Genomic DNA, 11,183 nt, shown 5'->3' on the forward strand with positions numbered 1-11,183 from the left:
CTGCGCCTCGCCGACGCCGGCCGCGAGGAAAACCCCGTCAACCTCGATCCCCGCATGGCCAAGCTCGCCGGCGGCGTCCACAGGCTCGACGGCCAGCTCATGGTCGTCCTCGACGTCGATAGAGTCCTCGAACTCGCGCCGAAAGCCGCGCTTGCCGCCTAGTGAATCCCAAGCGCCCCATCAGGGAGAGTCAGCGAAATGAAGACATGCCTCGTAGTGGATGACTCCAGTGTCATCCGGAAGATCGCAAGCCGGATACTGGAAGACATGAACTTCCGGATCGTCGAAGCCGAGGACGGCGCGCAAGCGCTCGAAGCCTGCAAGCGCGAGCTGCCGGATGCGGTGCTGCTCGACTGGAACATGCCGGTCATGGATGGCTTCGAGTTCATGATGCATCTGCGTCAGCTTCCCGGCGGCGACCAGCCGAAAGTGGTGTTCTGCACCACCGAGAACGGCATCGACCACATCTCGAAGGCGCTGCATGGCGGTGCCAACGAGTACATCATGAAGCCGTTCGACAAGGAAATCGTTGCGGCCAAGTTTCAGGAAGTCGGACTGATTGCGGCGCCGGTCTGAAACCGGACCGCTTGTTTTGTTGCGTTCGTTTGTAAGAGGTTGCCCGTGACACCGCCAGACTATGAGTATCTGCGCAAGCTGCTGAAGGATCAGTCCGGTCTCGACCTGTCTGCCGACAAGCAATACCTGATCGAAAGCCGCCTCGTGCCGCTGTCGCGCAAGGCCGGGCTGGCGGGCATTCCCGAGCTGGTCCAGAAGATGAAAGCGGGCTCTGCCTCCCTGACTGCGCAGGTGGTGGAAGCCATGACCACCAACGAGACCTTCTTCTTCCGCGACAAGGTGCCGTTCGACCATTTCCGACAGGCGATCATGCCGGAAGTCCTGAAAGCGCGCGCGGCGCGCAAGAGCGTCCGGATCTGGTGTGCCGCCGGCTCGACCGGCCAGGAACCGTATTCGCTGGCAATGTGCCTGAAGGAAATGGACTCGCAGCTCGCCGGATGGCGGGTCGAGATCATCGCAACCGATCTCTCCCAGGAAGTGCTGGAGAAGTCCAAGGCCGGACTCTACAGCCAGTTCGAGGTGCAGCGCGGCCTGCCGATCCAGATGCTGGTGAAATATTTCAAGCAAACCGGCGAGTTCTGGCAGATCAATCCGGATCTTCGCGCCATGGTGCAGCACCGGCAGCTCAACCTGCTGCACGATTTCTCCCAGCTCGGCACCTTCGACGTGATCTTCTGCCGCAACGTGCTGATCTATTTCGACCAGGACACCAAGATCAACATCTTCAACCGGCTCTGCAAGGCGATGGAGCCGGACGGCTTCCTGGTGCTGGGCGCGGCGGAAACCGTGGTCGGGTTGACCGACGCCTTCAAGCCTTATCCGGACAAACGCGGCCTCTACCGGCCGAACGATTCACGCATGACAAAGGCACCGGCCGGTGCGACAACGCCGAGGATCGCAGTAGCAGCAGGGATGTGATCGATGGCTGACGAGAACAAGGGAACGGAACGCGTTACCTTCAGCCGCGGTTACGATGTCTGCATCATGGCCATCGACGGCACCTGGCGGCGCGACTGCGTGCTCAACGCCATTTCGGACACCGACGCCGCGCTTACGGTGGAAGGCTCCATCCAGGGCCTCAATCTCAAGGAATTCTTCCTGCTGCTGTCGTCCACCGGGCTCGCCTACCGGCGTTGCGAGCTGGTGCGCGTCAACGGCACCGAGATGGACGTCCCCTTCCTGAAGGGCAAGAACGCCAAGAAGGGCCGCGGCGGCGCGTCCAAGGACGCCATGATGGCGTAACTCGAGCGATCCGCGTGCGGCGGATCGTCGCCCTCAGGCGGAAATCGGCAAGGACGTCTGCGGCGGGCTGCCTTCTGCGAGCAATTCGCACGTGCGCTCGCCCGGCATCATGGACTCCTGCAGCAGGTGAAGGGCAACGCTCAAGCCGGCGTCGCACTCCCGCAATACCGCATATGCCCGCACGTAGCCGGGCGTCACGTCGTCCAGCACGACGATATCGTCGGCGGCCACCTCTTCGGGGAGCGTTTCGCTCGCGATTTCCGTTTCGATCAGCGCCAGGCTCTTCCTGACCTTCTCGATGACCGATGCCAGGTCGGACACAACCGTAAGATAGGTTTCGTTCCGGCCGGCGGGTCCTGGCTGTATGCCACCACCCATTGTCTGCTGCATGCTATGCTCCTGGAGCCTACATTTAGGGGGCGCAGCGCTACTTGTGAGTTAAGTCTTCGTCCCGTACAAATACGGGACGTTCGATCCGGGACCCATGGTTCCGTTCGGCCGAGTGCGCGTCATGATGAAGCGGCGGTGGACGAGGGCACATGTCCGAAAAAACTGGTTCACGTGGCGAGATCTTCGTCGTCGACGACGATCCCGCCGTTCGCGATACCCTGTCGATGGTGTTGTCGGCGGGCGGCTACGAGGTGATCTGTTTTGCCGACGGTGCTGCGCTGCTGTCGGTCGCGCGGACCCGGACGCCGGCGTGCATCCTGCTCGACGTGCACATTCCCGGAAAATCCGGCCTTGATATCCTCAAGGAGCTGCACGGCGAGGATTATCCGGCGCCGATCTTCATGATCTCGGGGCAGGGTGATATCTCGATGGCGGTGAGCGCCATCAAGAGCGGCGCGCTCGACTTCATCGAAAAGCCTTTCCGCGGCAGCGAGATCGTGACGCGCCTGAACGAGGCGATCGACGCCTATGCGCGCCGCAAGGCGGGAAGCTCGGGATCGAACATCCAGGCGCTGCATTTCCCGGGACGCGAACCGCTGACGCGGCGCGAGCGCGAGGTGCTCGAGCAGTTCACCAGAGGGGCTTCCAACAAGGAGGCCGGCCGCCATCTCGGCATCAGTCCCCGCACCATCGAGGATCACCGCGCCAACATCATGAAGAAGCTCGGCGCGCGCAACGCCGCCGATCTCGTCCGCATCGTGATGACGGCTTCGCGCAATGCCTGATTGGCCGCGCGCGATCGCGCGGCCCGGCTCGCTCTTTCGGGCGGAGCTGTCCTGCTCAGTCGCCAAGCGCCTTGCGGACCATGCCGGCGAGGTCGGATTTGCGGTACGGCTTCGCCAGCAACAGCACGCCGGTGTCGAGCCTGCCGTGATGGATGATCGCGTTCTCGGTGTAGCCTGACGTGTAGAGCACCTTCGCGCCCGGGCGGCGCCGTTCGATCTCGTCGGCAAGCTGGCGGCCGTTCATGGCGCCGGGCATGATGATGTCGGTGAAGAGCAGGTCGAAATGGCGGCCGGCTTCGACCAGCGCCAGCGCTTCCGCCGCGTTTGCCGCATCCAGCGTCACATAGCCGAGCGAGTGCAGCTGGGTCAGCACGTAGTCCCTGACGAGCTTGTCGTCCTCGACCACCAGGATGGTTTCGTGGCCGCCCTGCACCGCCGGCACGTGCGGCTCGGCGGCGACGGCCGCACCCGTGCCCGGAGGCAGGTACATCTTGATGGTCGTGCCGTGACCTTCCTCGCTGTAGATCTTGATGTGCCCGGCCGATTGCTTGACGAACCCGTAGACCATGCTGAGCCCAAGTCCGGTGCCCTTGCCGGGGCCCTTCGAGGTGAAGAACGGATCGAACACCCTGTCGAGGATCTCGGAAGGAATGCCGATTCCGGTATCGCTCACCGCGATCAGGACGTAGCGTCCGGGGCGGACGTCTTCATTGTTGCTGGCATAATTTTCGTCGAGCACGGCGAAACCGGTCTCGAGGATGAGCTTGCCGCCGTTGGGCATCGCATCGCGCGCGTTCAGCGCAAGATTGAGCAGCGCGGTCGCGAGCTGGTTGGGGTCGACGGTGGCGACGCAGACGTCACCCTCGAACACCGATTCGATCTCGATCTGCTCGCCGAGAGTCGGGCGCAGCAGCTTGGCGGTATCGATGATCAGCGTGTTGACGTCGACCTCGCGCGGCTGCAGCGGCTGCTTGCGGGCGAATGCCAGCAGATGCTGCGTGAGCTCGGCGCCGCGCGAGGCGGCGTCGTCGATCATCCTGGTGATGGCGGCGAGCTGCGGCCGGTCGGCCACTGCTTCGGCGAGGATCTCGATCGTTCCGGTGATGACGGTGAGGATGTTGTTGAAATCATGGGCGATGCCGCCGGTGAGCTGGCCGACCGCCTCCATCTTCTCGGCGTGCCGGATGCGGTCTTCCGCCGCGAGCTTCTCGGTGAGGTCACGAATGAAGCCGTTGAATACGATACCGTTGCGGCGCTTCAGCTCGGTGATGGAAAGCTCGACCTTGATCTCCCGGCCGTCGCGCCGCAAGGCCTCGATTTCCAGCCGCCGTCCGAGAATCCGGCCTTCGCCGCTGAACAGGAAATGTTCGAGGCCTGCGAGGTGGGCGGCGCGGTGCTGCTCCGGCACGATCATCTCGACCAGCTTCCTGCCGATCGCATCGCTGCGCGACCAGCCGAAGATCTTCTCGGCCTGGCTGTTCCAGTCCGTGATGCAGCCGCTTTCGTCCATCTGCACGAAGGCGTCCAGCGCGGTTTCGATGATGCCTCGCGCGAGCTGTTCGCTTTCGCGCAAGGTCTGCTGCGCCCGCAAGGTTTCAGTCATGTCGCGGCCGACGAAGAAGAAGCGCTTCACCGGCTCGGACCATGTGCCGAGCCACGACAGCGGCACGGCGCGCCCATCCTTATGGAAGACCCGCGTATCGGATATCTTGGTGCGCTCTCCGCGCCGCGCCGCGCGCATCTCCGCGCGCGATATCTCGAGGTCGTCGGGGTGGATGAAGTCTTCGCCGCTGCGGCCGATCATTTCGTCCGGCCGGTAACCCAGGATGGTTTCGCAGCTTGGACTGATCTGGACCAGAAAGCCGCGCGCATTCATCACGAGGATCAGATCCTGCGAGGTTTCGAAGATGCGGCGGCGTTCCTCGGTCTGCTGCCGCAGCGCCAGCCGGGTCCGGTTGGTCTCGGTGATGTCGCGGGCGACCTTGGAAATGCCGATGGTCGCGCCCGACGGCGCCTTGATCGGCGAGATGCTGAGCGAAACCTCGACCAGGCTGCCGTCCTTGCGCCGGCGGATGGTCTCGTTGTGCTCGATCTTTTCGCCCCAACTGATCCGCCGCAGGGTGTCCTCGACTTCCGACTGCCGGTCCGCGGGAACGATGAGGTCGATTTTCCGGCCGACGGCTTCGCGCGCGGCATAGCCGTAAAGCCGTTCGGCGGCCGAATTCCAGCCGGTGATCGTCCCGTCCATCGACATCGTGATGATGGGATCGTTGGACGACTCGACTGCCGCGCTGAACAGGCGCTCGCGCTCGGCATGATGATCGCGCGCCGCTTCGGTGCGGCGGTGCTCGGCCACTTCACGCTCCAGCGCGAGCGTCTTGGCGTTGGCTTCTCCGATCACGCGCGCAAAGGCCCGCGCCAGCACGCCGGTCTCGCCGCGCGCATCCACGGGAATCGCGCTGGCGCCGCTCTCTGCGGCGTGTTCGACCGCGGCGGTCAGCGTGACAATGGGCCCGATCAATGACCGTGCGATCAGCGGCGCCAGTGCAGCCGCAAGCAGCACGGCAATCAGGCCGACCAGGATCGAGCTGTTGCGGATGGCCGCGGCCGGCGCCATGAAGGCGGCATTCGGCGCCAATTCGATGACCGCAACCCACTGGCTGCCCGCGAGAACGACAGGTGCGAAGGTCACACCCTCCGGATTGCCGTTTCTGTCGGGGACCATGCGCGCGACGCCTCGCCCATTGCCGCGTTGCTGTGCAAGGTCCGGCCAATCCCTGGACCAGTCGGCAGTCACGCCCTTCTGCCAGCCGAATTCGCGCGACCGGTCCGGATGAACCAGATAGCCGCCCTCGGCATCGACGGCATAGGCGGTCTCGCCGGTTCGGGGCGATTTTCGCACGCGCTCGAGTGCAGGGCCCATGTCGATGTCGATGACGACGATCCCATAGACTTTCCCGCTGCTGAAAATCGGCGTTGCCACCCGCAACACCGGGACCTCGGGCTCGGCAATCGTTCCGTTCTCCGTGTTCAGCTCGATGCGCGAGACATGGATTTCGTTTTGCGTCAGCTTGATCGACTCGCGGAACCAGGCCGTGTCCCCCATGCGGCGCAACTCGCTGTCGGTAACGGCGCGAAACGCTCCGTTTGGTCCCGAGCGGTCGATGCGGGCAATCTCGCGTCCGCCGTCCTCGACGGAGATGAAACGCATCCGGGCAAAGGCAGGCTTGACGGCGAGTTGCGCGGAAAGGCGATTGGCCAGCCTTTCGCGCCACACTGTCTCGCTGGTGGCATCGACCGGGTCCATTCCGCCGTTGAGGCGTGCGCGCATCAGGCCGACAACGGCTGCGAGATCGCGGAAGATGATGATGTCGCCCGGCGCGCTGCGCGCGACCGATTCGAGATCGGTCGCAACCAGGCGCGAATGCGTCTCCAGGCGATCGAGGACGCGCGGCAGCAAGCCCTTTTCCAGATCGCGATAGCTCAGCCATCCGACCGCGGACAACGCGATCGCGACGAGCAGGATCATCGCGATGGCCAGCCTTGTCGTGAGCGTCATGTCGCGCTCTTCGCCATTTTTCCCAGCCCGGCGCGCAGCTGCAATGCCGCCCGTTTCGCTCAATGGCCGGCGGCGATACTGCCGGCCGCTACTGGCGACGATGGACGGTTTGCGGCCTCAAGACAAGCCGCAACCGTCGCCAGCAGGACGTTCGGCCGGAAAGGCTTCTGCAGGCTTCTGGTTGCGCCGAGCTTTGTGGCCAGGGCCAGGAAGTCCGGACCGTCGGCGGAATCGGAGGGTATCGGCCGGCCGGAGATCGCAACGATCGGGATCGACGGCTGTTGTTGCCGGAGCTTGCGCATGGTCTCGAAGCCGTCCATGCCCGGCATGAAGATGTCGAGGAACAGCAGATCGAAATCCCCGGCCTCGGCCTGGTCGAGGCCGTTGCGGCCGTCATTGACGGCAACGACGTGATGTCCGGCACCCTCCAGCAGGAACCGCAGCGTCGCTTGCACCAGATTGTCGTCGACGACGACGAGGATGTTCGCCAATCCGGCTCCCGGGAATCAGGTCAACGGCAGGTTGCATGGTTCACCGAGTCGGTCGATCCTGCAACTGTTTCCTTGCGGCCCGCCGATATATGCACGTTGATGGGCAGACGCCGGCTAAGGCCGCATTGTTTCAGTCGTTGAGATAATCCGGGTGCTTCGCGCGAATCTGCGCGAGTTCGCTCAGCGTCCCCGACAAATGCGTTCGCAGATGCTTCTGAGCTTGCTCCGGCTGGCCGCCGGCAATCGCCCTGGCGATCAGCTTGTGGTGGCGGACGATGTCCTGCGCCTTGCCCGGAGAGGGCAGATGCAGCCGGCGCAGCCGATCGATATGGCCGCTGCGGCTGCGCACCAGCGTCCAGATGTCCTGCTTGTCGGCGGCTTCGTACAGTTTCGCATGGAATTCGTTGTCGGCAGCCATGAATTTCTCGAAGGCGCCGACCTTTGCGAATTGCTGCTGGCGCGCAATGGCTGCGTTGAGCTCGGCGACGAGCGCTTCATCGGGCTTCAGCGCAAGCACGCGGACGATCTCCAGCTCCAGCGCCTGGCGCAGGAAGTGCGCCTGCTGGGCGCGGTGTACGTCGATGCGGCTGACAACCGTCGCATATTGCGGGAACACCTCGACCAGGCCTTCCTCCTCGAGGCGCATCAGCGCATCGCGGATCGGCGTTGAAGATACGCCGAACTGCTCCGCCAACGCCGCGCGCGACAGCGGCAAACCCGGCGGCAGCTCCAGCGAGATGATCATGCCGCGCAGTTGCTCGAATACCTGAGGCGCGGCCTGGCGATCGCGGTCGAGCCGCCCGGTCGAACGCGGAACGACGCGGCGCCGGCTGATGACGGGTGGATTCATTGGGGGCTTGCCGCAGCTTTACTAATACATTAGTGCATTTCCGCGGAGCGATCAATCAGCGTCATCATGATCGGCCTGATTGTCGAAGAGCGGAACACCGTCCAGAAGCGGGGCACCCAGACATGACCGACAAGAAGAAGCGCCCGGACCAGTTGCGCAGCGCGCGCTGGTTCGCCCCCGACGACCTCCGCGCCTTCGGCCATCGCTCGCGCGCAATGCAGATGGGCTACGCGCCGGAGGAATGGAAGGACCGGCCGGTCATCGCCATCCTCAACACCTGGTCGGATGCGCAGCCCTGCCATATGCACTTCAAGAGTCGCGTCGACGACGTCAAGCGCGGCGTGCTGATGGCCGGCGGCTTTCCGATGGAATTGCCGGCGCTGTCGCTGTCGGAATCGCTGCTGAAGCCGACCACCATGCTCTATCGCAACATGCTGGCGATGGACGCCGAAGAGCTGCTGCGCGGCCATCCCGTCGACGGCGTCGTGCTGATGGGCGGCTGCGACAAGACCACGCCCGGGCTGTTGCTGGGCGCGACCAGCATGAACATCCCGACCATCTACTTGCCGGCGGGCCCGATGCTGCGCGGCAACTGGAAGGGCAAGACGCTGGGCTCCGGCTCGGACGCCTGGAAATACTGGGACGAGCGACGCGCTGGAAAGATCTCCGACAGGGATTGGGTCGACGTCGAGGCCGGCATTGCCCGCAGCTACGGCACCTGCATGACCATGGGCACCGCCTCGACCATGACCGCGATCGCGGAGTCGATCGGCATGACCCTGCCGGGCGCCTCCTCGATCCCGGCCGCCGACGCCAATCACATCCGCATGGCCTCCGAATGCGGCCGGCGCATCGTCGAGATGGTGTGGGAGAACCTGACGCCGCGGCAGATCCAGACCCGCAAGGCGTTCGAGAATGCGATCACGGTGGCGATGGCGATGGGCTGTTCCACCAATGCGATCATTCATCTGATCGCGCAGGCGCGCCGCGCGGGCCAGGATATCGGGCTCGACGATTTCGAGAAGGCGAGCCGCAAGGTGCCCGTCATCGCCAATGTGCGGCCGAGCGGCGACACCTATCTGATGGAGGATTTCTTCTACGCGGGCGGCCTGCCCGGACTGATGAGCCGGATCAGGGAACACCTGCATCTCGACTGCATCACCGTGACCGGAAGATCGCTTGGCGACAACATCGCGCACGCCGAGGTCTATAACGACGACGTCATCCGCACTGTCGAGAACCCCATCTACAGGGAAGGTGCGCTTGCCGTGCTCAAGGGCAATCTCGCGCCCGATGGCTGCGTCATAAAGCCCTCCGCCTGCGAGCCGCGCTTCCTGAGGCATTCGGGACCGGCGCTGGTGTTCGACGATTATCCCTCGATGAAGAAGGCGGTCGACGATCCCGATCTCGATGTCACCGCCGACCATGTGCTGATCCTGCGTAACGCCGGGCCGCAGGGCGGGCCGGGCATGCCGGAATGGGGCATGCTGCCGATCCCGACCAAGCTGGTGAAGCAGGGCGTGCGCGACATGGTGCGGCTGTCGGACGCGCGCATGAGCGGCACCAGCTACGGCGCCTGCATCCTGCATGTGGCGCCGGAATCCTTCGTCGGCGGACCGCTGGCGCTGGTCAGGAATGGTGACCGCATCACGCTCGACGTTGCGTCGCGCGTCATCAATCTCGATGTACCCGAGGTGGAGCTCGCCAGGCGCCGCGCCGCATGGAAGCCGCCCGAACGCCGCTACGAGCGCGGCTACGGCTGGATGTTTTCCAAGCACATCAAGCAGGCCAACGAGGGCTGCGACTTCGATTTCCTCGAGACGGGTTTTGGCAAGCCCGTGGAAGAGCCGTCGATTTACTAACCGTCGTCGTTCCGGGCACGCGAAGCGTGAACCCGGAACCTCGAGATTCCGGGTTCGATGCTTCGCATCGCCCCGGAATGACAACAAGGGTAAGCCCATGTCAAGACTCAGCGACGCCAACCGCAACAAGCTGAAGAGCGTGTCCACCGCCACGGTGGCGACCGCCCTGTTCAAGCGCGGCTTCCGCATCCAGATGATCCAGGACGTTCGTCCGCTCAGCCCGGATCAGCCGACGCTGGTCGGCGAAGCCTTCACCCTGCGCTACATGCCGGCGCGCGAGGACCTCAACAAGATCGACGTGTTTCGTGATCGCTCGCATCCGCAACGCAAGGCGATCGAGGATTGCCCGCCCGGCGCCGTGCTGGTCATGGACAGCCGCAAGGATGCGCGCGCTGCATCGGCCGGCGCCATACTGGTGACCCGGCTGATGAAGCGCGGTTGTGCCGGGGTCGTCACCGACGGCGGCTTTCGCGATTCAGCCGAGATCGCCAGGCTCGGCTTTCCCGCCTATCATCACCGGCCGAGCGCGCCGACCAACCTGACGCTGCATCAGGCGATCGAGATCAACGTGCCGATCGGCTGCGGCGACGCGCCGGTATTTCCCGGCGACGTCATCCTAGGCGATTCCGATGGCGTGATCGTGATCCCCGCCCATCTCGCCGACGAGATCGCGGAGGAGACATTCGAGATGACCGCATTCGAGGATTTTGTGACGGAGGAAGTCCAGGACGGCCGCGGCATCTTCGGGCTCTATCCGGCGACGGACGAGAAGACTCTGACCGATTTCGCGGCGTGGCGGAAGAAGAACGGGCGGTGATGCCAACCATGCTCGGGCTGCGCTCACAACATCCCCGGCCGGAAAAGTTTGCGGTACCGCCGCGTCTCTTCGCCGGAAATCATGAACTCGCCGTCGCCGCGATAGTGGATGGTCTTCGGCACTTTCGGCGACGTCGCGACATGCGCCTTCACCACCTCGAATACGAATACGTTGTATTTGTTCACCCAGCCTGCATCGGCCAATGTGCACTCGAAATTGGCGTAACATTCCTCGATCATCGGCGCCCGGACGTGGGTGCCCGGTCTGGGCGTGAGGCCGAACTCGGCGAACTTGTCGATGTCGCGCCCCGACGTATTGCCGATCTTCACCACGGTCTCGGCGATGTCGACGGTGGGAATGTTGATCACACACTGCCGGCTGTTGCGGACCAGCTCAAAGCTGTGGTTACCGCTCGAGATCAGGCAGCCGATCAGGGCGGGCGAGAATTCCATGACCATGTGCCAGCCCATGGTCATGATATTTGTTTCGTTCCCGTGGGCGGAACTGACCAGCACGATTGGCCCCGGCTCCAGGAAGCGGCGGACGTTGTAGACGGGGAAATCCTTTTTCCTGTAGCGCCGCATTCCAGCCTCCGTCCCGCATGCGGGAGC

11 protein-coding genes and 1 pseudogene are annotated in these 11,183 nt (G+C 64.0%); 7 read left to right on the top strand and 5 right to left on the bottom strand.

Annotated elements, in window-relative coordinates:
* The 4 genes and pseudogenes from HZB49_RS24500 to HZB49_RS24515 all read left to right on the top strand — a co-directional run.
* Window positions 1–162: pseudogene (locus HZB49_RS24500) on the top strand (chemotaxis protein CheW); the annotation flags it as partial.
* Window positions 163–198: 36 nt separating this feature from the next.
* Window positions 199–576 carry a response regulator gene (locus HZB49_RS24505; protein ID WP_291616068.1) on the top strand — a complete coding sequence of 126 codons (378 nt, stop codon included), beginning with the start codon at window positions 199–201 and terminating at the stop codon, window positions 574–576.
* Between the two features lie 45 nt (window positions 577–621).
* Window positions 622–1,494 carry a protein-glutamate O-methyltransferase CheR gene (locus HZB49_RS24510; RefSeq protein WP_291616070.1) on the top strand — a complete coding sequence of 291 codons (873 nt, stop codon included), beginning with the start codon at window positions 622–624 and terminating at the stop codon, window positions 1,492–1,494.
* Window positions 1,495–1,497: 3 nt separating this feature from the next.
* Complete coding sequence (locus tag HZB49_RS24515) at window positions 1,498–1,818, top strand: PilZ domain-containing protein (RefSeq protein ID WP_291616072.1); 321 nt, start codon at window positions 1,498–1,500, stop codon at window positions 1,816–1,818.
* Between the two features lie 33 nt (window positions 1,819–1,851).
* On the opposite strand, the gene HZB49_RS24520 is transcribed toward HZB49_RS24515, so the two are convergent.
* The gene (locus HZB49_RS24520; protein ID WP_291616074.1) at window positions 1,852–2,208 is read right to left on the bottom strand and encodes a hypothetical protein; all 357 of its coding nucleotides are present in this window, start codon (window positions 2,206–2,208) and stop codon (window positions 1,852–1,854) included.
* A 149-nt stretch (window positions 2,209–2,357) separates the two neighbouring features.
* On the opposite strand from HZB49_RS24520, the gene HZB49_RS24525 reads away from it, so the two are divergent.
* Window positions 2,358–2,993, top strand: coding sequence for a response regulator (locus HZB49_RS24525; protein WP_291616076.1), 636 nt, complete (start codon window positions 2,358–2,360; stop codon window positions 2,991–2,993).
* A 55-nt stretch (window positions 2,994–3,048) separates the two neighbouring features.
* Here HZB49_RS24525 and HZB49_RS24530 read toward each other — a convergent pair whose 3' ends face one another.
* The 3 genes from HZB49_RS24530 to HZB49_RS24540 all read right to left on the bottom strand — a co-directional run bounded on the left by HZB49_RS24530 (window position 3,049) and on the right by HZB49_RS24540 (window position 7,893).
* On the bottom strand, window positions 3,049–6,552 hold the full coding sequence (locus HZB49_RS24530) for a PAS domain S-box protein (protein WP_291616078.1): 3,504 nt from the start codon (window positions 6,550–6,552) through the stop codon (window positions 3,049–3,051).
* 59 nt (window positions 6,553–6,611) lie between these two features.
* Complete coding sequence (locus HZB49_RS24535; protein WP_291616080.1) at window positions 6,612–7,043, bottom strand: response regulator; 432 nt, start codon at window positions 7,041–7,043, stop codon at window positions 6,612–6,614.
* Window positions 7,044–7,173: 130 nt separating this feature from the next.
* Entirely contained in the window at window positions 7,174–7,893 is a 720-nt protein-coding gene (locus HZB49_RS24540) for a GntR family transcriptional regulator (protein ID WP_291616082.1), read from the bottom strand.
* A 122-nt stretch (window positions 7,894–8,015) separates the two neighbouring features.
* Between HZB49_RS24540 and araD the strand changes: the two genes are divergently transcribed.
* The gene (araD, locus tag HZB49_RS24545) at window positions 8,016–9,755 is read left to right on the top strand and encodes an L-arabinonate dehydratase (protein WP_291616084.1); all 1,740 of its coding nucleotides are present in this window, start codon (window positions 8,016–8,018) and stop codon (window positions 9,753–9,755) included.
* A gap of 97 nt (window positions 9,756–9,852) precedes the next feature.
* Entirely contained in the window at window positions 9,853–10,572 is a 720-nt protein-coding gene (locus tag HZB49_RS24550) for a ribonuclease activity regulator RraA (protein ID WP_291616086.1), read from the top strand.
* 23 nt (window positions 10,573–10,595) lie between these two features.
* Here the strand turns inward: HZB49_RS24550 and HZB49_RS24555 are convergent, their stop codons facing one another.
* Window positions 10,596–11,156, bottom strand: coding sequence for a flavin reductase family protein (locus tag HZB49_RS24555; protein ID WP_291616087.1), 561 nt, complete (start codon window positions 11,154–11,156; stop codon window positions 10,596–10,598).
* Window positions 11,157–11,183: the final 27 nt, after the last annotated feature.

It is taken from the genome of Bradyrhizobium sp., assembly GCF_016219575.1.
Lineage (GTDB): Bacteria > Pseudomonadota > Alphaproteobacteria > Rhizobiales > Xanthobacteraceae > Bradyrhizobium.

What these genes read in the sequence shown, in the direction of transcription:
- araD (WP_291616084.1), top strand. Translation starts at nt 8,016, where the DNA reads ATGACCGACAAGAAGAAGCGCCCGGACCAGTTGCGCAGCGCGCGCTGG.
- HZB49_RS24530 (WP_291616078.1), bottom strand. Translation starts at nt 6,552, where the DNA reads ATGACGCTCACGACAAGGCTGGCCATCGCGATGATCCTGCTCGTCGCG.
- HZB49_RS24540 (WP_291616082.1), bottom strand. Translation starts at nt 7,893, where the DNA reads ATGAATCCACCCGTCATCAGCCGGCGCCGCGTCGTTCCGCGTTCGACC.
- HZB49_RS24505 (WP_291616068.1), top strand. Translation starts at nt 199, where the DNA reads ATGAAGACATGCCTCGTAGTGGATGACTCCAGTGTCATCCGGAAGATC.
- HZB49_RS24525 (WP_291616076.1), top strand. Translation starts at nt 2,358, where the DNA reads ATGTCCGAAAAAACTGGTTCACGTGGCGAGATCTTCGTCGTCGACGAC.
- HZB49_RS24520 (WP_291616074.1), bottom strand. Translation starts at nt 2,208, where the DNA reads ATGCAGCAGACAATGGGTGGTGGCATACAGCCAGGACCCGCCGGCCGG.
- HZB49_RS24515 (WP_291616072.1), top strand. Translation starts at nt 1,498, where the DNA reads ATGGCTGACGAGAACAAGGGAACGGAACGCGTTACCTTCAGCCGCGGT.
- HZB49_RS24550 (WP_291616086.1), top strand. Translation starts at nt 9,853, where the DNA reads ATGTCAAGACTCAGCGACGCCAACCGCAACAAGCTGAAGAGCGTGTCC.
- HZB49_RS24555 (WP_291616087.1), bottom strand. Translation starts at nt 11,156, where the DNA reads ATGCGGCGCTACAGGAAAAAGGATTTCCCCGTCTACAACGTCCGCCGC.